The following is a 23,872-nucleotide window of genomic DNA, read 5'->3' on the forward strand; positions in this document are numbered from 1 at the left end:
CGGTGCCGAACGAGTGGGCGACACGACAATCCGCGATCACCCATGCCTGTTCGTCCTTCTGGAGGACCTTCCATGTCCGTAGGCCTCGGCCTTCCCATCGGCGATCCCGCACAGCTGCTGAGCTGGGCCCGGCGCGCCGAAGCCACCCCCTTCACCACCGTCGCCCTGCTCGACCGGCTGGTGTTCGGCAACCCCGAACCGCTGATCACGCTGGCCACCCTGGCGGGCGCCACCTCCCGGATCCGGTTGCAGACCGAGGTGCTGCTCGCCCCGCTGCACCGTACGACGCTGCTCGCCAAGCAGGCCGCCACGCTCGATCTGCTGTCCGGCTCGCGCTTCACCCTCGGCATCGGCATCGGCGGACGCGACGACGACTATCTGGCCGCCGGTGTCGACCTGCGCACCCGCGGCCGGCGGCTCGACCGGCAGCTGGCGGCCATGCGGCGCATCTGGTCCGGGGAGCCGCTCTCCGAAGACATCGGCCCGATCGGTCCCGCCCCCGCGCGGCCCGGCGGGCCCGAGGTGCTGTTCGGCGGGTTCGTGCCCGCCGTGATGGAGCGCGTGGCCCGCTGGGGAGACGGCTTCTCGGCGCCGCCCTCCCGGCCCCCGCCATGGACGGCCTCTTCCGTGAGGTGGAGGCGGCCTGGTCCCGGGCCGGCCGTACGGGCCGGCCGCGGCTGCTGGCCCAGGTCAATGTCGCGCTCGGCCCGGAGCCGACCCTCGACCGTGCCCGCCAGGAACTGCGCGCGTACTACCAGCCGAGCAGCTACACCGACCATGTCGTGAAGGGGCTGCTCACCACCGGGGCGCAGATCCGCGAGGCGGTGGCCGCGTTCCGGGCGATCGGCGCGGACGAGGTGATGCTCTACTGCTGGTCCCCGGACCCTGACCAGGTCGAGCGGCTGGCCGATGTGGTGTTCCCGGCGCCGTAGCCGGCACGGCCCATGGCGGGCGTCGCAGCGATGCGGCGCCCGCCACCCGTTCGGCCGTCTGCTGTCGCCCCCGCCCCGGGGCGCGCCTAGCGTGCCGACAGCGGACCATGCACCCCGGGGCCGGGCATCCGGGACGCGCGGCCACGGGAGGTGAGCGATGAGCCCGACAGGCCCGCCGGAAGCGACGCCCGGGGAGCCCGCGGCCGCACGCCGGCCCAGGTGGGGCGTGCTGGCGCTGGCCGGGCTCATCGGGATCGGCATGGTGCGCCAGGGACTGTCCGGTGAGGCGGACGGGCCGCCGCAGCCGGGCGCGGACACCGCGCTCTTCCCCGGCGACCTCCCGCCCGACGGCCCCGCGCCGCCGCCGCTGTCCCGTTCCGCACCTTCCCGGGTGGCGATTCCGTCGATCGCGGTATCGGCCCCGCTGATGCCGCTGGGCCTGGACAAGGACGGCCTGATCAAGGCCCCGCCGGCCGACGCCCCCCGCTTGGCGGGCTGGTACGAGGACGCGCCGACCCCCGGCGAGAACGGCACCGCCGTCATCGTCGGCCATGTCGACAGCGGCAGCGGGCCCGCGGTCTTCTACGGGCTGGGCGCCCTGGAGAAGGGCAGGACGATCCGGGTGACCCGCGAGGACGGGCGGACGGCGGTCTTCGAGGTCTACGGCACCCAGGTCTTCGACAAGCGGAAGTTCCCCGCCCGGAAGGTCTACGGCACCACCGGACGCCCCGAGCTGCGCGTCCTGACCTGCGGCGGCGACTACTCGGCGGACTCCGGCTACGCGGGCAACGTGGTGGTCTTCGCCCGGATGACGGGCACCGGCTAGGGCCGTCCCGCCCCCGGACATCCGACCACGTCATCCGGATTCGTAGCCGGGGCCCGTCATCCGGCCTCGCCGTTCGGCCCCTCGTTCGGAGCCGTCATCCGGCCCCGTCTCCGGACCGCCTCCCTCCCGAGCACCGGTGATGCCCGCCCACATCAGCCGCATCTGCCTCACCGGCCGCACCGGCCACGCCCCACACTGTGAGCCGGTGTCTCACGATTCGGGACGACGGTCCACCGCACCGCCCGCTCCCCGCCGCACCGCCCGCTCCCCCGCCCCTCCCGCCCCCAGGGCCGCGCCCGGGCCCCGGATCCCGGTGTGATGTGCTGGCCCCATGAGCCTCTCGGTCACCACGTGGTACCTCGAACAGACCTCGCGCACCGATCTGTCCCCCGCCACGGGACCGGCGGCCGAGCAGGACGTCCGTATCATCCGGTCCGAGGTACCGTCGCCCGAATTCAGCCGCTTCCTCTACACGGCGGTCGGCGGGGATGTCACCTGGACCGACCGGCTGACGTGGTCGTATACCCAGTGGGTGGCGCACCTCGGGCGCCCCGGCGTGGAGACCTGGGTGGCGTACGAGCGCGGCACCCCCGCCGGGTTCATCGAGCTGGCGGCGGACGCGGACGGCTCGGTGGAGATCACCTACTTCGGGCTCCTCCCGGATTTCCGGGGGCGCCGGATCGGCGGGCATCTGCTCGCGTACGGGATCGAGCGGGCCTGGGACCTGGCCGAGCGGTGGCCGGGGCTGGCGCCGACCGAGCGGGTGTGGGTGCATACGTGCAGCCAGGACGGTCCGCACGCGATGGCCAACTACCAGCGGCGCGGCTTCCGGCTGTACGACACCACGGTGACCGAGGAGCCCGACGTACCGGCTCCCGGACCCTGGCCCGGCGCGGGGCCCACCACCGCCGGCACGCCCGCCGGGGAGTGATCGACACCACACCGTCTCGCGATGCGGGACAGAGGTGTCCAAACTCTGGATAACGGTGGACTGGCCGGAGAACGGCGTGACACGCTTCCGTCATGTCTCGAGCTGGAATTGCCTTGGTGAGTCGGCGGCACGTCGACCTCGGCCGCATGTCCAGCGCCATTTGTCGGGCGGGCTGAGGCTGTATTCCCCAGGGGTCTTAGGCCCCGGGCAGCACCCAGCACCACCGAACCTCACGCCGTCCCCACCGTTGCGGACGCGCTGACCCCCTCGATCCGCAGACCTTGCCGACGCGTGTGCCACGCGCCGCCTTTCGGTATGTCTGCGCAGGTCACCGCGGGTGTCCAGCGCCCCGTCCGCTTTTTTTGAGCCCGCCCAGAAGGACGTACACCCATGGCCGCCTCCCCCGAACTCCCCGCAGCTGCCACGACCCGCCGCAAGGCCGGACGCCACCGCGGCGAGGGCCAGTGGGCCGTTGGCCACCACACACCGCTCAACGGCAACGAGCAGTTCAAGAAGGACGACGACGGTCTCAATGTGCGGACACGCATTGAGACGATCTACTCCAAGGCCGGTTTTGACTCCATCGACCCCAACGACCTGCGCGGGCGGATGCGTTGGTGGGGCCTGTACACCCAGCGCAAGCCCGGGATCGACGGCGGCAAGACCGCGGTCCTGGAGCCGGAGGAGCTGGACGACAAGTACTTCATGCTGCGGGTCCGCGTCGACGGCGGGCGGCTGTCCGTGGCCCAGCTGCGTGCGATCGGCGAGGTCTCGGAGCAGTACGCCCGCGGCACCGCGGACATCACCGACCGGCAGAACATCCAGCTGCACTGGATCCGCATCGAGGACGTCCCCGCCATCTGGGAGAAGCTGGAGGCCGTCGGGCTCTCCACGACCGAGGCCTGCGGCGACTGCCCGCGCGTGATCATCGGCTCCCCGGTGGCCGGCATCGCGGCGGACGAGATCCTCGACGGCACCCCCGCCGTCGACGAGATCCACGACCGCTACATCGGCAGCAAGGAGTTCTCCAACCTGCCGCGCAAGTTCAAGACCGCGATCTCCGGCTCCCCCGTCCAGGACGTGGTCCACGAGATCAACGATGTGGCCTTCGTCGGCGTCGTCCACCCCGAGCACGGCCCCGGCTTCGACCTCTGGGTCGGCGGCGGCCTGTCCACCAACCCCAAGCTCGCCCAGCGCCTGGGCACCTGGGTGCCGCTGGACGAGGTCGCGGACGTCTGGGCCGGTGTCGTCGGCATCTTCCGCGACTACGGCTACCGCCGGCTGCGCACCCGCGCCCGGCTGAAGTTCCTGATGGCCGACTGGGGCCCGGAGAAGTTCCGCCAGGTGCTGGAGGACGAGTACCTCCAGCGCAAGCTGGCCGACGGCCCCGCGCCCGAGGAGCCGGTCTCCAAGTGGCGCGACCACATCGGTGTGCACCAGCAGCAGGACGGCCGCTTCTACGTGGGCTTCGCCCCGCGCGTCGGCCGGATCGACGGCACCACCCTCACCAAGATCGCCGAACTGGCCGCCGACCACGGCTCCGACCGGCTGCGCACCACCGTCGAGCAGAAGATGATCATCCTCGATGTGACGCAGGACCAGGTCGACTCGCTCGTCGCCGGGCTGGAGGCGCTGGACTTCCAGGTCAACCCCTCGCCGTTCCGGCGCGGCACGATGGCCTGCACCGGTATCGAGTTCTGCAAGCTCGCCATCGTCGAGACCAAGAGCCGGGGCGCCTCGCTCATCGACGAGCTGGAGCGCCGGATGCCGGACTTCCAGGAGCCGGTCACCATCAACCTCAACGGCTGCCCGAACGCCTGCGCCCGCATCCAGGTCGCGGACATCGGCCTCAAAGGCCAGCTGGTCCTGGACGACGACGGCAACCAGGTCGAGGGCTACCAGGTGCACCTGGGCGGCGCGCTGGGCCTGGAGGCCGGCTTCGGCCGCAAGGTCCGCGGCCTGAAGGTCACCGCCGACGAACTCCCCGACTACGTCGAGCGGGTGCTGCGCAACTTCGAGTCGCAGCGCACGGACGACGAGCGGTTCGCCCAGTGGGCGGCCCGTGCGGAAGAAGGTGCGCTGAAGTGAGTGAACGCGCGGCGCCGTTCTACTGCCCGTACTGCGGGGACGAGGACCTACAGCCTTCCGAGGAAGGTCATGGAGCCTGGGAATGCCGGTCCTGTAGCCGGGCGTTCCGGCTGAAGTTCCTGGGCCTGCTGGCCCAGGGGCTGACCGGCAAGACCCCTGCCGCACCCGACGGAGGCGAGTCGTGACCACCACTACCACCGCAGCCGACCTTCAGCAGCTCGCCGAGCAGGCGGGCCGCGACCTGGAGGACGCGCCCGCCCTGGAGATCCTCACGTGGGCCGCCGAGACCTTCGGCCCGCGCTTCTGCGTCACTTCCTCGATGGAGGACGCGGTCGTCGCGCATCTGGCGTCGCGGGCCTTCCCCGGCGTGGACGTGGTCTTCCTGGACACCGGCTACCACTTCCCGGAGACCCTCGGGACGCGGGATGCCGTGGCCGAGGTGATGGACGTCAACCTCATCACCCTGACGCCGCGTCAGTCGGTGGCCGAGCAGGACGCCGAGCACGGCCCGAAGCTGCACGACCGCAACCCGGACCTGTGCTGCGCGCTGCGCAAGGTCAAGCCCCTCGAAGAGGGCCTGACCGCCTACGACGCCTGGGCGACGGGGCTGCGCCGGGACGAATCGCCCACCCGGGCGAACACCCCGGTCGTCGGCTGGGACCCCAAGCGCCAAAAGGTGAAGGTCTCGCCGATCGCCCGCTGGACGCAGGCCGACGTGGACGCGTACGTGGCCGAGCACGGGGTGCTCACCAACCCGCTGCTGACGGACGGCTACGCCTCCGTCGGCTGCGCGCCCTGTACCCGCCGGGTACTGGAGGGCGAGGACGTCAGGGCCGGCCGCTGGGCCGGCAGCAACAAGACCGAGTGCGGGCTGCACGGATGACCGAGCATCAGGAGATATCCATGACGGGCGCCACGATCTGGCTGACCGGTCTGCCGAGCGCGGGCAAGACGACCCTTGCGCACGAGCTGGCCGGCCGGCTGCGCGGCGACGGCCATCGCGTCGAGGTGCTCGACGGCGACGAGATCCGCGAGTTCCTCTCCGCGGGCCTCGGTTTCACCCGCGAGGACCGGCACACCAACGTCCAGCGCATCGGCTTCGTGGCCGAACTGCTGGCGAGCAACGGCGTCAAGGCGCTGGTACCGGTGATCGCGCCGTACGCGGACAGCCGGGAGGCCGTCCGCAAACGCCACCAGACCGAGGGCACCCCCTACCTGGAGGTGCATGTGGCCACGCCCGTCGAGGTGTGCTCCGAGCGGGATGTGAAGGGGCTGTACGCCAAGCAGGCGGCCGGTGAGATCTCCGGTCTGACCGGCGTGGACGATCCGTACGAGGCGCCCGAGTCGCCCGATCTGCGCATCGAGTCGCACACCCAGACCGTGCAGGAGTCCGCGGCGGCGCTGCACACGCTGCTCACCGAAAGGGGACTGGCATGACCAGCATCGCTGCCGTGACCGACGACATCGACAACCCGTACGCCCTGTCGCACCTGGACGCCCTGGAGTCCGAGGCGGTGCACATCTTCCGTGAGGTGGCGGGTGAGTTCGAGCGGCCGGTGATCCTGTTCTCCGGTGGCAAGGACTCCATCGTCATGCTGCACCTCGCGCTGAAGGCGTTCGCGCCGGCCGCGGTGCCGTTCTCGCTGCTGCACGTCGACACCGGGCACAACTTCCCCGAGGTCCTCGACTACCGCGACCGCGCCGTGGAGCGGCACGGCCTGCGGCTGCATGTGGCCTCCGTACAGGACTTCATCGACCGCGGTGAGCTGCGCGAGCGTCCCGACGGCACCCGTAACCCGCTCCAGACCGTCCCGCTGCTGGACGCCATCGAGAAGGGCCGCTTTGACGCGGTCTTCGGCGGCGGCCGCCGGGACGAGGAGAAGGCGCGCGCCAAGGAGCGGGTCTTCTCGCTGCGCGACGAGTTCGGCGGCTGGGACCCGCGCCGGCAGCGTCCCGAGCTGTGGCAGCTCTACAACGGCAAGCACTCGCCCGGTGAGCATGTCCGGGTCTTCCCGCTGTCCAACTGGACCGAGCTGGACGTGTGGCAGTACATCGCCCGCGAGAAGATCGAACTGCCCGCCATCTACTACGCCCACGAGCGCGAGGTCTTCGCCCGCAGCGGCATGTGGCTGGCGCCCGGCGGGTGGGGCGGCCCCAAGGACGGCGAGAGCCTGGAGACCCGGCAGGTGCGCTACCGCACCGTCGGCGACATGTCCTGCACCGGCGCCGTCGACTCCGACGCCGACACGATCGAGGCCGTCATCGCGGAGATCGCCGCGTCCCGGCTCACCGAGCGGGGCGCAACGAGGGCCGACGACAAGATGTCCGAGGCCGCCATGGAGGACCGCAAGCGCGAGGGGTACTTCTAACCATGAGCACCACCAATGCTGTTGAGGACATCGTCGACGCGGGTGCCACCTCGCTGCTGCGGTTCGCCACTGCCGGGTCCGTCGACGACGGCAAGTCGACGCTGGTGGGCCGGCTGCTGCACGACTCCAAGTCGGTGCTCACCGACCAGCTCGAGGCCGTCGAGCGGGCCTCGCTGGGCCGCGGCCAGGAGGCGCCGGACCTGGCGCTGCTGACCGACGGGCTGCGCGCCGAGCGCGAGCAGGGCATCACCATCGATGTCGCCTACCGCTACTTCGCCACCCCGCGGCGCCGCTTCATCCTGGCGGACACCCCCGGGCATGTGCAGTACACCCGCAACATGGTCACCGGCGCCTCCACCGCCGAGCTGGCCGTGGTGCTGGTCGACGCCCGCAACGGCGTGGTCGAGCAGACCCGCCGGCACGCCGCGGTCGCCGCCCTGCTGCGCGTCCCGCACGTCGTGCTGGCCGTCAACAAGATGGACCTGGTCGACTACGCCGAGCCCGTCTTCGCCGCCATCGCCGAGGAGTTCACGACGTACGCGGCCTCGCTGGGCGTCCCGGAGATCACCGCGATCCCGATCTCGGCGCTGGCCGGCGACAACGTCGTGGCGCCGTCGGCGAACATGGACTGGTACGGCGGCCCGACCGTGCTGGAGCACCTGGAGACCGTGCCCGTCGTCGCCGACCCCTCGGACGACCCCGGCCGTTTCCCGGTCCAGTACGTGATCCGTCCGCAGACCGCCGAACACCCCGACTACCGCGGCTACGCGGGCCAGATCGCCTCCGGTGTGCTGCGCGTCGGCGACCCCGTCACCGTCCTGCCCTCGGGCCGGACGAGCACGATCGAGGCGATCGACGCGCTCGGCCAGGCCGTGGACGTCGCCTGGGCACCGCAGTCGGTGACCGTCCGGCTCACCGATGACCTGGACATCTCGCGCGGTGACCTGATCGCCCCGACGGCCACCGCGCCGGGCGTCTCGCAGGACGTCGAGGCGACCATCTGCCATGTGGCGGACCGTCCGCTGACCGTCGGCCAGCGGGTGCTGCTCAAGCACACCACCCGTACGGTCAAGGCGATCGTCAAGGACATCCCGTCCCGGCTGACGCTGGACGACCTCTCCCAGCACCCGGCGCCCGGTGAGCTGGCCGCCAACGACATCGGACGGATCGTCGTCCGCACCGCGGAGCCGCTGGCCCTGGACGCCTACGCCGACTCCCGCCGCACCGGCTCCTTCCTGCTGATCGACCCGGCGGACGGCACGACGCTGACCGCGGGCATGGCGGGCACCGCCTTTGCGGAAGCGGCCGCGGAGGCCGCTCCGGCCGAGAGCGCGGACGACGAGGGATGGGACTTCTGAGCATGCTCAAGGACGTTTTCTCGACCTTCGCGAAGGAGGGCGGCCGCATCGGCAGCGGCGCCCTGGGCAGCGGGCAGGGCGGAGTCGGCCGATGTGTGCGCTGACGATGCACGGCTCCGTATCCCCCACACCTCCCTTCCGAAGATCCATCGATCTGCCGGGCGCGCCATAGAAGGCGCGTACTGACCCGGCCCTCCGAGAGGACCACCTCCCGTGTCTGCCGTTCGTCACCGCCTGCTCGCGGCCGCCGTCACCGTCCCGCTCCTGACCGGGGCGCTGGGCGCCTGCGGCTACGGCTCCGAGGCCAAGAAGGACACAGCGGCCGGTATCGCCCCCAAGGGCGCGAAGACCGACGGGCTCGATCACGTCACGATCGGGTTCTTCGGTAACACCACCCACGCCACCCCCCTGGTCGGCCTCCAGAACGGCGCGTTCCAGAAGGAACTGGGCGGCACCGAAGTGAAGTCCGCCCCCTTCAACGCGGGCCCCGCCGAGATCGAGGCGCTCAACTCGGGCGCCATCGACATCGGCTGGATCGGCCCCTCCCCCGCGATCAACGGCTACACCAAGTCGCACGGCAAGAGCCTGAAGATCATCGGCGGTTCGGCCTCCGGCGGTGTCTCGCTGGTGGTCAACCCCAAGAAGATCAAGAGCCTGAACGATCTCAAGGGCAAGAAAATCGCGACCCCGCAGCTGGGCAACACCCAGGACGTCGCGCTGCTGAACTACCTGTCCGAGAAGGGCCTCAAGGTCGACGCCACCACCGGCAAGGGTGATGTCACCGTCCAGCGCACCGACAACAAGGTGACGCCGACGGCCTTCCAGCAGGGCGACATCGACGGCGCCTGGGTGCCCGAGCCCACCGCTTCCAAGCTCGTCGCCGAGGGCGGCAAGACGCTCCTGGACGAGAAGAAGCTGTGGAAGGACGGGAAGTTCGTCATCACGAACATGATCGTCTCGCAGAAGTTCCTCAAGGAGCACCCGAAGGCCGTCGAGGCGGTGCTGCGTGCGTCGGTGCAGACCAACGCCTGGATCCGGTCGCACCCGGCCGAGGCGAAGAAGGCCCTCAACGACAAGCTCTCGTCCCCGGACATCGCCGGCAAGGCACTGCCGGACAACGTCATCGACCCGGCCGTCAAGAACGTCGACGTCACCGATGACCCGCTGGCCGCCACCCTCCAGCAGGAGGCCGACCACGCCGTCAAGGCGGGCCTGCTCAAGAAGCCCGACCTCAAGGGCATCTACGACCTCACCCTGCTGAACAAGGTGCTCAAGTCCCAGGGCAAGCCGCCGGTCGACGACGCCGGACTCGGCAGCAAGTAACCCCCGCCCGCAGCACCGCACTCCCCCAGGAGGTGACACCGATGACGACCACCACGCTCACCAAGCAGCAGCCCGCCACGGCGGACACGGGCACCACCGTGCCGTACGCGGCTCGCATCGACCATGTCTCGAAGTCGTTCGGCCGCACCGGCGCACAGCAGCATGTCCTGGACGACATCAGCATCGACGTGGCGCCCGGCGAATTCGTCTGCCTCCTGGGGGCCTCGGGCTGCGGAAAGTCCACTCTCCTCAACCTCGTGGCCGGCCTCGACGCGCCGTCCGCCGGCGCCATCGAGACGCCGGGCGGCCGGCCGGCCCTGATGTTCCAGGAACATGCGCTGTTCCCGTGGCTGACCGCGGGACGCAACATCGAACTGGCGCTGCGGCTGCGCGGGGTGCCGCGTGCGGAGCGCCGCGACGAGGCCGAGCGGCTGCTGGAGCTCGTCCGGCTCAAGGGCTCCTACGGCAAGCGGGTGCACGAGCTGTCGGGCGGTATGCGCCAGCGCGTGGCGATGGCCCGTGCGCTCGCCCAGGACAGTCAACTGCTGCTGATGGACGAGCCGTTCGCCGCGCTCGACGCGATCACCCGCGATGTGCTGCACGACGAGCTGACCCGCATCTGGCGCGAGACCAACCTGTCGGTCCTCTTCGTCACCCACAACGTCCGTGAGGCCGTGCGGCTCGCCGAGCGGGTGGTACTGCTGTCCTCCCGCCCCGGCAAGATCGCCCGCGAGTGGCGGGTCGACATCCCGCAGCCGCGCCGCATCGAGGACTCCGCGGTCGCCGACCTTTCCATCGAGATCACCGAACAGCTCCGTGGGGAGATCCGCCGCCATGGCCAGCACTGAGACCAAGGACCCGTCCACCACCGCAGCGAAGGGCAAGGACACCACGGCGGGCACCAACGCCCCCGGAGCCGGTGACATCGCCGGCCTGGAGGCCGGGCTCGACGCCCTCGAATCCCGGGTCGTCGACCGGCAGCCGTGGCTGCGTACCGTCGTCTCGAAGGCGTTCCCTCCCCTCGTCGCCCTCGTCATCGTGCTCGGGCTGTGGCAGCTGGCCTACCACTTCGAGCTGAAGCCGCACTACCTGCTGCCGAGCCCCGTCGACGTCGGCCGCTCGCTTCAGCAGAAGTGGCTCGAAGGCACCCTGCTGAGCTTCGTGTGGACCAGCGTCTCCCGCGGCGCCCTCGGTTTCGTGGCCTCGGTGGCCATCGGTACGGTCCTCGGACTGATCGTGGCCCAGGTCAAGGCCGTACGGGCCGCGATCGGGCCGATCCTGAGCGGTCTCCAGTCCCTGCCCTCGGTGGCCTGGGTCCCGGCCGCGATCATCTGGTTCGGGCTGAGCGACGCCACGATCTACGCGGTGGTGCTGCTCGGCGCGGTCCCGTCCATCGCCAACGGGCTGGTGGCCGGTGTCGACCAGATCTCCCCGCTCTACCTGCGGGCGGGCCGCACCATCGGCGCCACGGGGCTCGCGGGTGTCCGGCATGTGCTGCTCCCGGCCGCGCTGCCGGGCTATATCGCCGGGCTCAAGCAGGGCTGGGCGTTCTCCTGGCGTTCCCTGATGGCCGCCGAGCTCATCGTCAACGCGCCCGATCTGGGCACCGGCCTGGGCCAGTTGCTGGAGCAGGGCCGTGAGCTCCAGGACATGTCCTGGGTGCTCGCCGCGATCCTCCTCATCCTCATCGTCGGTATCGGCATCGAGCTGCTGATCTTCGCCCCGGTCGAACGCCGGGTGCTGCGCAGCCGTGGCCTCCTCGTGAAGAGCTGAACCATGGACGCACGCCCCACGCTTCTCGTCATCGCCCACGGCAGCCGCGATCCGCGGCACGCGGCGACCGTCTCCGCGCTCTGCGCGCGGGTCCGGTCGCTGCGGCCCGGGCTGCGCGTCGAGGTCGGCTGTCTCGACTTCAACGCGCCCCGGGTGCCGCGGGTGCTGGAGCGTCTGTCGGCCGAGGGAGTCCGGGAGGTGGTGGCGCTGCCGCTGCTGCTGACGCGTGCCTTCCATGCGAAGTCCGACATCCCGTCGGTGCTGCGGGAGGCGACGGCGCGGCTGCCCCTGCTGACCGTCCGCCAGGCCGATGTGCTGGGCCCCTCGTCACTGCTGACCGACGCGCTGGAGCGCCGGCTGGCCCAGGCCGGGCTGCGGCCCGGCGACCGTCGCTCGACCGGGGTCGTCCTGGCCTCGGCGGGCTCCTCGGACCCGGAGGCGATCGCAGTGATCGCTGAAATCGCGCGGGAGTGGCGGCACACCGCTGGTTGGTGTGCCGTGCGACCTGCGTTCGCCTCCGCATCTCTGCCCCGTACGGCCGACGCGGTGCGGGAACTGCGTGCCGAGGGCGTCGGCCGGGTGGCCGTCGCCCCGTACGTCATCGCCCCCGGTTTTCTCCCGGACCGGATCGCCGCCGGCGCCCGCGAGGCCCGCGCCGATGTCCTCGCCCCCGTACTGGGCGCCGCACCCGAGCTGGCCCGTCTGCTGCTGCGGCGCTACGACCGGTCCGTCGCAGACCGCGCCCGTGGGGACCTGGCGGCGCTGATCGCCTGAGAGGTCCCCACGGCGCGCGGGATCAGGACGTCGTGGTGTGCAGCCAGACCGTCGTCCACGGCGGCAGCTCGTCGCCGGTGACCGGTGCGGAGGACAGCAGCACCTCGCCGGCCGGCAGCGGCCGGGGCTCGTCCGACAGGTTCGCCACGCACTCCCAGCCGCCCGAGCGGCGGAAGTGCAGTACGTCCGGGCCGGCGGTGGGTCCCTCGTCGGCCCATTCCAGGGCCTCGTCGGCCAGCAGCCGGCGGCGGGTGGCCAGCGCCGTGCGGTACAGCTCCAGGGGTGCGGACGCCACGCCCTGCTGCGCCTCGACGGACAACTCGCCCCAGCCCGTCGGCTGCGGCAGCCAGGAACCCCCGCTGCCGAAGCCGTACGAACTGCCCTCGCGCCGCCACGGCAGCGGCACCCGGCAGCCGTCCCGGCCCTTCAGCCGGCCTCCGCTCCGGGTCCACACCGGGTCCTGGAGGCTGTCCGGGGAGAGGCCCGCGACCTCGGGAAGCCCCAGTTCCTCGCCCTGGTAGACATAGCCGGAGCCCGGCAGCGCCAGCATCAGCAGGGTCGCGGCCAGCGCCCGGCGCAGCCCGAACTCCCGGTCCAGGACGGGCTCCTGGCCGTCGGAGAGCAGCCAGGCCTCCTCGTCGCGGCCGTCCGGCAGGCCGTACCGGGAGGCGTGCCGGATCACATCGTGGTTGGAGAGGACCCAGGTCGCGGTCGCCCCGGCCGCCCGTGCGTCGGCGAGCGCGGTGTCGATGGAGGCGCGCAGTTCCCCGGCACGCAACGGGGCCTTGAGGAAGTCGAAGTTGAAGGCCTGGCCGAGTTCCTGCGGGGTGGCGTACGCGGTACGGCGGGAGCTGCGCACCCAGGCCTCGGCGACGGCGACCCGCGGCGGGTCGTACTCGTTGAAGACCTTGCGCCAGTCGCGGAAGATGTCGTGCACCTCGTCGCGGTCCCAGAAGGGGTGGCTGCCGTCCTCGGGCAGGCCTCCCGGCGTGTAGCCCTCGACGGTACCGATGTCACGGAGCGGCGCGGCCAGGTCCTTGGCCAGGCCGTGGGCCACATCGACCCGGAAGCCGTCGACACCGCGGTCGGACCAGAAGCGCAGGGTGTGCCGGAAGTCCGCGCGGACCTCGGGGTTGTCCCAGTTGAAGTCGGGCTGCTCGGGGGCGAAGAGGTGGAGGTACCACCAGCCGTCGGGCAGCCGGGTCCAGGCGGGTCCGCCGAAGCAGGAGACCCAGTCGGTGGGCGGCAACTCGCCCAGCTCGCCCTTGCCCTCACGGAAGACATAGCGCTCCCGCGCGGCGGATCCGGGCTCGGCGCGCAACGCCTCCTGGAACCAGAGGTGCTGGTCGGAGGAGTGGTTGGGCACGATGTCCACCATCACCTTGAGGCCCAGGCGGTGCGCCTCGGCCACCATGGCGTCGAAGTCGTCGAGAGTGCCAAGACGCGGGTCGACATCGCGGTAGTCGTCGACGTCATAGCCGCCGTCGGCCAGCTGTGAGGGGTAGAAGGGGCTCAGCCAGACGGCGTCCACGCCCAGGTCGGCGAGGTAGGGCAGCCGGGAGGTCACACCGGGGAGGTCACCGATGCCGTCGCCGTCGGCGTCGGCGAAGCTGCGCGGATACACCTGGTAGACGACGGCCTGCCGCCACCAGTCGGTGGTGTTGCGGTCGGAGCCGAGGTGCTGTGCGGTCACGTGGAGGCCTTTCGATGCGAGAGCGGTCGCGTGGGGGCACCTCCCAGCGGTAGCCGGGGGAGGAATACGGCGCGGTGCGGCGCCGGGTGCGGTCGGGTGCGGCGGGGTGAGCGGGCCCCGGGGGCGCCGGTCTCATCCCTTCACCGCCCCTGAGGTCATGCCCGAGACGATCGAGCGGCGGAAGATCATGACCAGGACGCCGATGGGTACGGTGGCCGCCACGGCCCCCGCGAACAGCGTCCCGTAGGGGACCGTGTACTGGCTGGTGAACAGGGCGATGCCGACCGGAACGGTGCGGTGGCCGTCCTCGCTGTTGAAGGTCAGCGCCAGCAGGAACTCCGACCAGGTCGCGGTGAAGGTGAAGATCCCCGCGGTGAACAGCCCCGGCCGGGCCAGGGGTGCGATGACGGTCAGGACGGTACGCAGCGGTCCCGCGCCGTCGACGGTCGCCGCCTCCTCCAGCTCACGGGGGACACCGACCAGGTAGTTGCGCATGATCCAGATGGCGAACGGCAGGTTCAGCGCGACATAGGGCACGATCAGGCCCGCGTAGCTGTTGAGCAGCCCCAGCTGCCGCTCCAGCAGGAAGAGCGGCACGACCAGCGCGATCGGTGGGAAGACGGACAGCATCAGCAGTGCGGTCATGATGGCGCCGCGGCCCCGCAGCGGGGTGCGGGCGAGTGCGTAGCCCGCGAAGAAGGACAGTCCCAGCACGGCGACCGTGGAAACCGACGCCACCAGCACGCTGTTGAGCAGATAGCGGCCGATGCCGTTGCGGACGAAGGCCTCCGCGTAGTTGCCGAGCGTCGCCGCCTTCGGCACCAGGGTCGGCGGTGCGGCACTGATCTCGCCAGGGCCCTTGAAGGACGACACGATCATCCAGTACAGCGGCAGCGCCGACAGCACGACGATCGCCAGACCGCCGAGGTTGACGGCGTTGACGTACCGGCGGATGCCGGACGCCGGTGCACGGCGGTTCATGCCCGCCCTCCTTCGTCGGCCTGCGTCTTGAAGACCCGCAGGAAGAGCAGACAGCACGTGATCACGATGACGGCGGTGGTGGTCGCCACCGCCGCGCCGCGGCCGATGGCGAGGTTCTGGAAGAGCGTTTTGTATCCGAGGATCGCCAGCGACTCGGTGGCGGTGCCCGGACCGCCCTGGGTCAGGACGAAGGGCAGGTCGAAGATGCCGAAGGCCTGAAGGATGCGGAAGAGGACGGCGATGGCCATGATCGGGCGCAGCTGCGGCAGGGTCACCTTCCAGAACGTCGTCCAGGTGCCGGCGCCGTCGATCTCTGCCGCCTCATAGACGTCGCCGGGAATCAGCATCAGCCCGGCGAGGACGACAATGGCGACAAAGGGTGTGGTCTTCCAGACATCGACCACCACCATGGCGCCCATGGCGGAGGCGGGCTGCCCGAGGATGTCCGGCTGATGACCGAGGATCTGCTGGAAGAGCCAGGTCAGCCCACCGTAGGTGCCGTTGTAGAGATAGCCCCACAGCTGGGCGGCGACGACATTGATCAGGGCCCAGGGCAGCAGCAGGACGGCCAGGACCCAGCCGCGGGCGGCCCCCAGCCGCTCCAGCACGAGAGCGGCCGCGGTGCCCAGCACCAGCTCCAGCAGCACGGTGACCGCGGTGAACCCGAAGGTGAAGAAGAGCGCCTGGCGCCATTCCGGGCTGCTCAGCACGGCGGCGTAATGGTCGCCCGTCAGGGACAGGATGCGGAATCCGCCGTACTCCAGACGGACATCGGCGAAGCTGAGCAGCAGCGAGAAGAGCACGGGGAAGACCGTCACGGCGGTGATGGCCAACAGTGCCGGGGAGGCGAAGAACCAGCCGGTGCGCGCCCGGCGGCGTCTGCTCACCCGGGCCGGGCCGCCGCCGCGCGGTGCCGGCGCCGTCCGCGGGCCGGTCCGCTCCGGGGCCGGGTGCCGCGACACGGGTGTTGCGGAGGATGTCATGGCATTCACAGCGCCTTGCCTTCCAGGGCGGTCCGGATATCGGCGCGGGCGGCACGCAGGGCCTGGGCGGGCGTGGCCCGGCCGCCGATCACCGCGTTGGCCCGGGTGTAGAGCGCCTTGCTGACCTGGGGGTAGTACGGGGTCTGCACCGGCCGGGCGACCAGGTGCAGTTCGCGCACCCCGGTGAGCGTCGGATCGCCGACCGCGCGGGCCTCCGGCCGGGTCAGTACGTCTTCGAGCGCCGGGATCACCCCGGCGTTCTTCAGCAGGATCATCTGCGCCTCCTCACCGGCACAGAACCGGGCAAACGCGACAGCAGCCCCGAGGTGGGAGGAGTTGGGGTTGACGAAATTGCTCCAGCCGCCGGCGCAGCTCACCCCGCGCGGGCCACCGCCGTCGAAGCCGGGGCGGGGCGCGACGCCGACCCGGCCCGCCACCTTGGAGACCGCGCGGTCGGCCGCATTGCCCCAGGCGTAGGACCAGTTGCGCAGAAAGACGCCGCGGCCGCCGGTGAAGGCGTCCTGCGAGTCCGCCTCCGCATAGGTGGCGACCGTGGAGGGCGTGACGCCGGTCTCGGTGAACTGCCGCATCATTGCGAAGGCCCGTTCCGCGCCCGGCCCGTTCAGCGCGACCTTGCCATCGGCGTCCAGCACAGGGGCTTCGGCGTCGGCCAGGAACTCGGCGACATTGCAGGTCAGCGACTCCGAAACGGACCCCTGCCAGACGAATCCGTACGGCGCGTCCCCCGCCCGCTGGATGGTGCGCGCGGTACGCAGCAGCTCCTCCCAGGTGCGGGGCACCGGCCGCCCGTGCTTGGCCAGCAGGTCCTTGCGGTAGTAGAGGAAAGCACTGTCGGTGAAGAAGGGCAGTGCGTACACGGCGCCGCGGTACTCACTCACCCGCCGCAGGGCCGCCGGATAACCCGTCCAGAAGTCCTTGGGCAGCAGCTTCTGCAACGGGAGCGCCAGGGAGTTGGCGCCGAACTGGGCCGGCCAGGTGGTGTCTCCGAGATAGACGTCCGGGGTGGGTGAGGCGCCCGCCAGCTGTGTGGTGACCGCGGCGCGATTGCTGTCGGTGGTACTGAGGGCGTTCGATTTTCGGACATGAATCTGCGGATGACGGCGCTCGAAGGCGCGGATGATCAGGTCCGCCACCACGGGGCCGTTCCGGGAGGGGATTTCGGACACCCACCAGGTGAGCGTGGCCGGGGTACGCGGGACCTGGGCGGCTTGGGTCAACAGGGCGTCCAAGGGCTTGCCCGCGCAACCGCTGGTGAGCCCGGCTCCGGCGGCGAGGCCGCTCGCAAGCAGGGTTCTGCGGCTCAAGGCCATGAGTGCTCCTCACGTCTTGGCTGCCATCGATGACAGCGCTTGCAGGCTAGAAGTGGCCTTGTCGTCAGGTCAACGCCTCGTGAACAACAGATTTCCGGGAAGATCTCCTGGCAACGCTGTCATCGCCTGTTTGTGCTAGCGTCCCGGCATGTCCTCAGCGCAGAGCGAGGCCACGATGGCCGATGTGGCCCATCGGGCGGGGGTTTCGGTGTCCACGGTCTCGCGCACCCTGCGCGGGCTGTCGACGGTCTCGGACACGACCCGCGCCCGGGTGGAAGCGGCAGCCCGCGAGCTCTCGTTCGCGATCACCCGCAGCGCCTCCAGCCTGGCCACCGGCCGTACGGGAAGAGTCGCCGTCCTGATGCCCAACCTGGCATCGTGGTTCCTGAGTTCGGCGCTGTCCGGCATGGCTCCCGCGCTGCGCGAGGCCGGCCTCGATCTGCTGGTCTACAGCGTGACCGATGTGCACGAACGCGCCGATTTCTTCGACCGGTTGCCCGCCCGCCGCAACGCCGACGCCCTCCTCGTCGTGAGCTTCTCGCTCTCCCCCGCCGAACGCGCCCGCCTGGACGACCTGGGCATGCCCCTCGTCTTCGTCAGCCAGCACGCGCCCGGCCGGCCCAGCGTCTACGTGGACGACGAGGACGCCGCCCTGCGCGGCACCCGCCATCTGATCAACCTCGGGCACCGGCGGATAGCGTTCCTCCAGACGTCCGACACCACGGGCTTCGCCTGGAGCAGCAAGAACCGGCTCACCGGGCACCTGCGGGCCCTCACCGAAGCGGGCCTGGAACACGACGAGTCGCTCGTGATGAGCGTGCCCGGCTGGAAGGGCACCGGTATGGCCGCCGCGGTGGGGCGGCTGCTGAGCCTCCAGGAACCACCGACCGCGCTGTTCACCGAGACCGACGACATGGCGTTCCGGCTGCTGGCGGCCCTGCGGGAGGCCAACGTTCCGGTACCGGGGCGGGTTTCGGTCATGGGCTTCGACGACCACGTCATGGCCGATGTCATGGGCCTGACCACACTGGCCCAGCCCGCCGTGGAGCTCGGGCGCGCCGCCGTCCGCCTCACCCGGTCCGTGATCGACGACTCCGACGGCGCGCAGGAGCGGCACATCGTGCTGCCGACCGAACTCGTCCCGCGCGGCAGCACGGCGCCACCGCCCGCGGGGAACGGGGGCCGGACCCGGTGCCGGACGAAGAAGCTGACCTAACTGACCTTGCTGACCACCGCTGACTCTTCAACAGCGTCCCTCCCTCGACTGTCATAGGAACAGCACCCACCGGTGCGGCCGAAGACCACCTGGGGGAACAGATGCTGGACAAGAGTTACGTCGTGCCCTGGGGAAAGCGGGGCAGCATCTCGGCCGACGCCGAGGCAGCCGTACTGACCGAACTCGTCCACGAGAGCACTCCGCAGCCGGCCGGATCGCGGCGCGAACGGTTCGAGCGCTCCTTCGCCGAGACGGTCGGCAGCAGGCATGCGATCTCGGTGACCAGCGGAACGGTCGCCCTCCAACTGGCAGTCCGCCTGCTCGGCCTGGCGCCCGGCGACGAGGTGATCGCCACCCCGCAGACCCACCGGGCGACCGTCCAGCCGCTGTCCGACTACGACGTACAGGTCCGGTTCTGTGACATCGACCCGGCGACCCTCAATATCGACCCGGCCGCGCTCGAAGCGCTGATCACCCCGCGTACCAAGGCACTGCTGCTGGTGCACTACGGCGGCTGCCCCGCCGAGATGGACACGATCATGGCGCTGGCCCGGCGTCACGGCTTCGTCGTGCTGGAGGACTGCGCCCATGCACTGGGGGCCCGCTACCGCGGTCGGAGCCCCGGTGCGCTGGCCGACCTCGCCACCTTCAGCCTCCGCAACACCAGGAACAGCAGCATGCTCGGCGAGGGCGGCCTGATCACCTGCGACCGGGACGACTGGGCCGAGCGGCTGCACCGGCTGCGCGCCGCCGACAAGGACACCCGGAGCGTACGCACCGCGCCGGGCGGTGCGACGGAGCCGATCGTGCTGCCCCGCGCTGCCCACCCCACCCCCCTTCACCGCGGCTATGTGCGCCGGCCCGGCAGCGACACGACAATGCCGGAAGTGGTCGCGGCTCTCGGCCAGGCCCAGCTCACCGGCCTCCGGGCCGCCGTCGGCCGCCGTCGCGCGCTCGCCGAGCGGCTGAACGAGGTGCTCGCCCGCTACCCGTTCATCACGCCACAGTCAGCGGCCCCGCACAGCGACCACGCCTACCACCTCTACACCTGCTTCGCCGGCTACCAGGAACTGCGCGACCGCCTCGTACTGGCCCTGGACCGCAGGGGCGTGGAGATCCAGTTGCGCTACTTCCCCCAGCATCTGCTGCCCCAATGGCGCCACCGGGGACATCTGCGCGGCGAGTGCCCGGTCGCCGAACGCAGCTGGTTCGACCAGCACCTCAACCTCCCCTGCCATCCCCTGCTGACATCCGCTCAGCAGGACTATCTGGTAGAGGCACTGGACGCCTCGCTGGCCGAACTGAACGGCGGGGCGCCGGGTCCGGTGGCGGTGCCGGCGACGGTTTGCGGGCGGGGCTAGTGCTTGCCCGGGAAGGTTCGCCGGGTTGGTGGTCGTAGCGGTTGGATGTGTTGTGAGGTCCGATCCGACTGCTGGAGGTGCGGTGGCCGAGCCTGTCCGTGTACGCACGGCTGACCGATCTGGAGGGGCAGCGGCTGCAGCGGATCGTGCGCCGGGGCAGTACCAGTTCGGTGCGCTACCGGCGGGCGATGATGCTGCTGGCCTCGGCCGGCGGGAACCGGGTGCCGGTGATCGCCTACCTCCGCTGGCGCGACGCCAGCGCCCGCCACCGAGATGTCCTGGCCGCCGAACGCCGCGAACGTGCCCGCGTCCGCAGCGAGAAAGCATCCGCTGGGGAGGCCGACCGCTTCCGGCAGCTGCTTGATCAGACAGGGACTTCAAATACGGTTTCGAGGCCGTCTTCCTCGTCCCATTGCTCTCCGACCTCCACGAAGCCGAACCCGGAAATCGTGGCCAGGGATGCGGCGTTGTCAGGACTGACCGTCACCCGCACGGTCCTGACTCCGGCTTCGGCAACAGACCGACGTACCAACTCGGTCAGCATCGCCCTGGCGTAGCCCTGACGACGGTGGACGGGGGCCACGGAGTAACCGAGCTCCACCATGCCCGCCTCATCCGGCGGCCCGTGGAACCCGGCATACCCCACGACGGCACCTTCCGGCTCGGCTACCACGGTCTGCGTGAGCCACCCCGCGCAACCCGGGTCCGCGGTCAGCTGATTGACCCGGTACTGCCACACCCACTTTGCCGTGTCGGTGACGAAGTACTCGGTGAGAGCGACACCTGCTTCCGCACTGGCTTGAGCCAGATCGTCGTTCAGCAAGGCGGTCATGGCCGTGCTCGACAACTCAACAAATCGTACGGACTTCGGGCTGGTGGGGACCGGGGTCCGGCGCTCGGCTTTGTCTGTCACAGCGCGAATCGTCGTGGAGCGTCCAGGACCTGTCCAACCGTTTTCGCGGTGCCCGATACCTGTCCCACCAGATTGAGACCCCATCCACTCGGTCCTGCCCGCGACCCGGTGAACCTTCCCGGTCAGAGCGCTAGGGAGAGGAGCGGAAGGGAAGCGGAGAGGGCGGCGACCTGCCTCCCTGGGGCGAAGCCGGGACGAAGCCATGGCCCGCCGCCAGGGCCCGCCCGTTACGGGGGCTGCTTTCGCCGGCTGCACGGCAGAGCGCTGTGACTTGAGAAGCCAGAACGCCAGGGCCCCGCTCCCCAGTCCGATGCCCGCGGCAACGACGAACACAGCTGACAGCCCATTGACGTAGGTCACCGGGATGCCGGCCACCGGGACGTCGGTCAGTGGGACATCGGTCCCGGCGGAGGTCCTCGCGGAGAACTGGTGGCAGACGGAGCCGAGCACGGCGCCGTACGCCGCCACCGCACCCGGCGCGCGGAACACGGCCGGTGAGGGGACGGGGATCCCCGAACTCGCGCTGCGGGCCGAACTCCCGCCGCACGGGGCGCTCCCCGACTGCCGGCCGCAGCCACCCGCGGCCGGCGTCTCGGCAGAGGTCCTTCCGCTTCAGGCCGTAGCAGTAGCCGTCGGCCCCGGGCGGGTATCGGCCCGTCCCTTCTCGCAGACCGTGAGGCCCCGCGCCAGGTGGAGCGGCACCAGTAGCAGTTCGACGACGAGGGCCTTCCAGACGTAGACGAGGAGCCAGGGAACCACAGCAATGCTTCGCGGCTCCGAGGTCGACGTATCCGGTCAACGCCCGTCGCTGAGTCCGGCATGGCACTGATCGCAGCCGGCCGCCGGCAACCGGCCTGCGCCGTCGCATTGGCGGCACTCCGGAGCGGCGCTTAGCGTGGGAGGGGACCGGCGGTTCGCATACATGGGCCGGCAGGCCCACGCGGCCGGACCGCCCTCGACGTGGAGGACCGGGATGGCATCTGTCTCCTTCCTGCTCGTGGCCGTGATCCTCACCGCCCTGGCCTTCGACTTCACCAACGGGTTCCACGACACCGCCAACTCGATGGCCACCTCCATCGCCACCGGGGCACTGAGCCCCCGGGTCGCCGTCGCCGTCGCGGGTCTGCTCAATCTGGGCGGAGCCTTCCTCTCCACGGAGGTGGCCAAGACGATCTCGGGCGGCATAGTCCAAGACAACGAAGTGTCCCTGGTAATGATCTTCGCCGGGCTGATCGGGGCGATCCTGTGGAATCTGGTCACCTGGCTCCTCGGGCTGCCCTCCAGCTCGTCCCACGCCCTGTTCGGCGGGCTGATCGGCGCGGTATGGGTGGGGGCCGGGGGTTCCGCGGTGCGCTTCGGCGCGATCATCGAGAAGATCGTGCTCCCTGCGGTGGCCTCGCCGGTCGTGGCCTGCGCGATAGCGCTGCTGGCGACCTACCTCGCTTACATGATCACCCGGAGGACCTCGCGCCGCACCGTCGGGAAGGGTTTCCGCGCGGGCCAGATCGGGTCGGCGTCCCTGGTGGCGCTGGCGCACGGCACCAATGACGCCCAGAAGACGATGGGGGTCATCACCCTGGCACTCATCTCGAGCGGGGTGCTCAGCCATGGCGCGGGGCCGCCCTGGTGGGTGGTGCTGAGCGCGGGGCTGGCGATCTCCCTGGGCACATACGCGGGCGGCTGGCGGATCATCCGGACCATGGGCAAGGGGCTCACCGACATCCAGGCCCCGCAGGGCTTCGCCGCCGAGACCAGCGCGACCGCGGTGATTCTCGCCTCGTCGCACATGGGCTTCGCGCTGTCGACCACCCAGGTGTGCACGGGCAGCATCCTCGGCGCGGGGCTGGGCCGCAGGCTGGCACACGTGCGCTGGGGCGTCGCAGGGCGGATCGCGGTGTCCTGGCTGCTGACGCTGCCGGCCGCGGCCGCCGTGGGAGGCGTGGCAGCGTGGGTGGCCGGTCGGGGCGATGTGGGGGTGGCCCTGGTGGCAGGTGTCGCCCTGGCAGCCGCGGCGGCTTTCTACGTGCTCTCGCGCCGCCGCCCGGTGAGCCCGGAGAACGTCAATGAGGTGCCGGCAAGCACGGCGGAGCCCACTGTCAGGTCGGCCGCCTGAACCGGCCCTACCGGGCGGGCCATTGCCGAGGAAAAGGCGGAGGCAGCGGCAGCGGCTGAGGCAACGGCAGCGGCAGCGGCAGCGGAAGCGGAAGGAGGAACGGGATGGGCATCGGCTGGGGCACTCTGGCCGGGGTCTTCGGAGTCAGCCTCGGGATCACCGTGGTGGTCGTCGTGATGTTCTCGCTCGGCCTGGCCGCGTGGGCCCGCGCCGGACACGGGGAGCCCGCCCCTGACAGGTCCCCGGACCGGCACCAGAAGGTGGCATCTGTCGCCGCCGTGCTGTGCTTCGCTGCCTGCCTCGCGGTCGCGGCCTACGGGATCGATCTGATCGTTCCCGCCTGACCCGCTCCCGTCACCTCACATGCTGCGGGGCTGTGGGGCTGTGCGGCTGCGTGGGCGTCCGTGGGTGATCGAGGAGAGACTGGAAGGGGTATCTGGCCGGATCGTGTCGAGGCCACTCCCTGATCGTGCGCGGCGGTTGGAAGGAGATCGCCGCGCGGTGCCCGACGCCGCGCTGGACGAGTTCGTGGCCGGCCTTGCCGCGCGCATAGGGGACTTCCCCCGCGATGCACTGATCGCAGCCAAAGCCGCCATCACCCTGCCAGCTCCGGCCGATGTACGCGCGGATGCCGCCCTCTTCCAGCAGCTCGTGCGGGGAGAGGCCGCGCAGCAACGCATGGCAGAGCTGTTCACGCGGGGCTTCCAGAGCCGTGGCCGTACCGAACGCAACCTCGGTGACGCGCTGGGCGACTTGAAGGCCGTCGACTGATACCGATGACCAACCATGCATCCGCCCACGGCCTGCATGTACGTCGACCCGGAGCTATGACGTTGATCGGCCGCGCCGACCGTGGCCGGGATCGCGTCCGACCCTGCCGAACTGGCCCTCCTTCTCACCGGCGCGC

Annotated in this window: 24 protein-coding genes and 2 pseudogenes; 20 read left to right on the forward strand and 6 right to left on the reverse strand. The window is 70.8% G+C overall.

Going from position 1 to position 23,872, the window contains the following annotated elements:
• Positions 1-72: 72 nt before the first annotated feature.
• The 14 genes and pseudogenes from IF67_RS39675 (at position 73) to IF67_RS0132275 (ending at position 12,374) form a co-directional block, all read left to right on the forward strand.
• A pseudogene (locus IF67_RS39675) lies at positions 73-932 on the forward strand (LLM class flavin-dependent oxidoreductase).
• A gap of 157 nt (positions 933-1,089) precedes the next feature.
• Positions 1,090-1,758 (forward strand): class F sortase, encoded by a 669-nt coding sequence (locus IF67_RS0132215; RefSeq protein WP_030991706.1) that lies wholly within the window; start codon positions 1,090-1,092, stop codon positions 1,756-1,758.
• Positions 1,759-2,089: 331 nt separating this feature from the next.
• Positions 2,090-2,689, forward strand: coding sequence for a GNAT family N-acetyltransferase (locus IF67_RS0132220; RefSeq protein WP_030991708.1), 600 nt, complete (start codon positions 2,090-2,092; stop codon positions 2,687-2,689).
• A gap of 92 nt (positions 2,690-2,781) precedes the next feature.
• Complete coding sequence (locus IF67_RS46405) at positions 2,782-2,865, forward strand: putative leader peptide (protein ID WP_350257049.1); 84 nt, start codon at positions 2,782-2,784, stop codon at positions 2,863-2,865.
• A 214-nt stretch (positions 2,866-3,079) separates the two neighbouring features.
• Positions 3,080-4,777, forward strand: a complete 1,698-nt coding sequence (locus IF67_RS0132225) for a nitrite/sulfite reductase (protein ID WP_030991709.1) — start codon at positions 3,080-3,082, stop codon at positions 4,775-4,777.
• Complete coding sequence (locus tag IF67_RS0132230) at positions 4,774-4,962, forward strand: hypothetical protein (RefSeq protein WP_030075988.1); 189 nt, start codon at positions 4,774-4,776, stop codon at positions 4,960-4,962. Before IF67_RS0132225 ends, IF67_RS0132230 begins: the two co-directional genes overlap by 4 nt.
• The gene (locus IF67_RS0132235) at positions 4,959-5,660 is read left to right on the forward strand and encodes a phosphoadenylyl-sulfate reductase (protein ID WP_030991711.1); all 702 of its coding nucleotides are present in this window, start codon (positions 4,959-4,961) and stop codon (positions 5,658-5,660) included. The genes IF67_RS0132230 and IF67_RS0132235 overlap by 4 nt, the downstream gene beginning before the upstream one ends.
• 20 nt (positions 5,661-5,680) lie before the next feature.
• A complete protein-coding gene (cysC, locus tag IF67_RS0132240; protein WP_037840139.1) occupies positions 5,681-6,214 on the forward strand; it encodes an adenylyl-sulfate kinase in 534 nt (177 codons plus the stop codon).
• Positions 6,211-7,146, forward strand: coding sequence for a sulfate adenylyltransferase subunit CysD (gene cysD / locus IF67_RS0132245; RefSeq protein ID WP_030991713.1), 936 nt, complete (start codon positions 6,211-6,213; stop codon positions 7,144-7,146). The genes cysC and cysD overlap by 4 nt, the downstream gene beginning before the upstream one ends.
• A gap of 2 nt (positions 7,147-7,148) precedes the next feature.
• Positions 7,149-8,504: a sulfate adenylyltransferase subunit 1 gene (locus IF67_RS0132250; RefSeq protein WP_030991714.1), complete on the forward strand. Its 1,356-nt coding sequence runs from the start codon at positions 7,149-7,151 to the stop codon at positions 8,502-8,504.
• 213 nt (positions 8,505-8,717) lie between these two features.
• On the forward strand, positions 8,718-9,827 hold the full coding sequence (locus IF67_RS0132260; RefSeq protein ID WP_030991716.1) for an aliphatic sulfonate ABC transporter substrate-binding protein: 1,110 nt from the start codon (positions 8,718-8,720) through the stop codon (positions 9,825-9,827).
• 41 nt (positions 9,828-9,868) lie between these two features.
• The gene (locus IF67_RS0132265) at positions 9,869-10,675 is read left to right on the forward strand and encodes an ABC transporter ATP-binding protein (RefSeq protein WP_030991718.1); all 807 of its coding nucleotides are present in this window, start codon (positions 9,869-9,871) and stop codon (positions 10,673-10,675) included.
• Positions 10,662-11,600 carry an ABC transporter permease gene (locus IF67_RS0132270; RefSeq protein ID WP_030991721.1) on the forward strand — a complete coding sequence of 313 codons (939 nt, stop codon included), beginning with the start codon at positions 10,662-10,664 and terminating at the stop codon, positions 11,598-11,600. The genes IF67_RS0132265 and IF67_RS0132270 overlap by 14 nt, the downstream gene beginning before the upstream one ends.
• A gap of 3 nt (positions 11,601-11,603) precedes the next feature.
• On the forward strand, positions 11,604-12,374 hold the full coding sequence (locus tag IF67_RS0132275) for a sirohydrochlorin chelatase (protein WP_030991723.1): 771 nt from the start codon (positions 11,604-11,606) through the stop codon (positions 12,372-12,374).
• A 22-nt stretch (positions 12,375-12,396) separates the two neighbouring features.
• On the opposite strand, the gene IF67_RS0132280 is transcribed toward IF67_RS0132275, so the two are convergent.
• From IF67_RS0132280 to IF67_RS0132295, 4 genes are all read right to left on the reverse strand, one after another.
• Positions 12,397-14,067: a glycoside hydrolase family 13 protein gene (locus tag IF67_RS0132280; protein WP_030991725.1), complete on the reverse strand. Its 1,671-nt coding sequence runs from the start codon at positions 14,065-14,067 to the stop codon at positions 12,397-12,399.
• 132 nt (positions 14,068-14,199) lie between these two features.
• Positions 14,200-15,048 carry a carbohydrate ABC transporter permease gene (locus IF67_RS0132285; RefSeq protein WP_030075970.1) on the reverse strand — a complete coding sequence of 283 codons (849 nt, stop codon included), beginning with the start codon at positions 15,046-15,048 and terminating at the stop codon, positions 14,200-14,202.
• Positions 15,045-16,031, reverse strand: coding sequence for a carbohydrate ABC transporter permease (locus IF67_RS0132290; RefSeq protein WP_234341467.1), 987 nt, complete (start codon positions 16,029-16,031; stop codon positions 15,045-15,047). The genes IF67_RS0132285 and IF67_RS0132290 overlap by 4 nt, the downstream gene beginning before the upstream one ends.
• A 5-nt stretch (positions 16,032-16,036) precedes the next feature.
• Complete coding sequence (locus IF67_RS0132295) at positions 16,037-17,362, reverse strand: ABC transporter substrate-binding protein (RefSeq protein ID WP_030991728.1); 1,326 nt, start codon at positions 17,360-17,362, stop codon at positions 16,037-16,039.
• A gap of 148 nt (positions 17,363-17,510) precedes the next feature.
• Here IF67_RS0132295 and IF67_RS0132300 point away from each other — a divergent pair, with 148 nt between their 5' ends.
• The 3 genes and pseudogenes from IF67_RS0132300 to IF67_RS45340 all read left to right on the forward strand — a co-directional run.
• Entirely contained in the window at positions 17,511-18,578 is a 1,068-nt protein-coding gene (locus IF67_RS0132300; RefSeq protein ID WP_030991730.1) for a LacI family DNA-binding transcriptional regulator, read from the forward strand.
• Between the two features lie 101 nt (positions 18,579-18,679).
• Positions 18,680-19,939 (forward strand): DegT/DnrJ/EryC1/StrS family aminotransferase, encoded by a 1,260-nt coding sequence (locus IF67_RS0132305; RefSeq protein WP_030991732.1) that lies wholly within the window; start codon positions 18,680-18,682, stop codon positions 19,937-19,939.
• Between the two features lie 82 nt (positions 19,940-20,021).
• Positions 20,022-20,220 (forward strand): annotated as a pseudogene (locus IF67_RS45340) (IS630 family transposase); the annotation flags it as partial.
• A gap of 83 nt (positions 20,221-20,303) precedes the next feature.
• Here IF67_RS45340 and IF67_RS0132310 read toward each other — a convergent pair.
• A complete protein-coding gene (locus IF67_RS0132310; RefSeq protein ID WP_030991733.1) occupies positions 20,304-20,771 on the reverse strand; it encodes a GNAT family N-acetyltransferase in 468 nt (155 codons plus the stop codon).
• Between the two features lie 693 nt (positions 20,772-21,464).
• Entirely contained in the window at positions 21,465-21,611 is a 147-nt protein-coding gene (locus IF67_RS43330; RefSeq protein ID WP_234341469.1) for a hypothetical protein, read from the reverse strand.
• A 214-nt stretch (positions 21,612-21,825) separates the two neighbouring features.
• Here IF67_RS43330 and IF67_RS0132320 point away from each other — a divergent pair, with 214 nt between their 5' ends.
• From IF67_RS0132320 to IF67_RS0132330, 3 genes are all read left to right on the forward strand, one after another.
• Positions 21,826-22,965 (forward strand): inorganic phosphate transporter, encoded by a 1,140-nt coding sequence (locus IF67_RS0132320; RefSeq protein ID WP_030991737.1) that lies wholly within the window; start codon positions 21,826-21,828, stop codon positions 22,963-22,965.
• A 104-nt stretch (positions 22,966-23,069) separates the two neighbouring features.
• Complete coding sequence (locus IF67_RS0132325) at positions 23,070-23,309, forward strand: hypothetical protein (protein ID WP_030991738.1); 240 nt, start codon at positions 23,070-23,072, stop codon at positions 23,307-23,309.
• A 157-nt stretch (positions 23,310-23,466) separates the two neighbouring features.
• Complete coding sequence (locus tag IF67_RS0132330; RefSeq protein ID WP_030991740.1) at positions 23,467-23,736, forward strand: hypothetical protein; 270 nt, start codon at positions 23,467-23,469, stop codon at positions 23,734-23,736.
• The last annotated feature ends 136 nt before the right edge of the window (positions 23,737-23,872 follow it).

The organism is Streptomyces sp. NRRL S-1813, from assembly GCF_000719605.1.
Taxonomy (GTDB): Bacteria; Actinomycetota; Actinomycetes; order Streptomycetales; family Streptomycetaceae; genus Streptomyces; species Streptomyces decoyicus.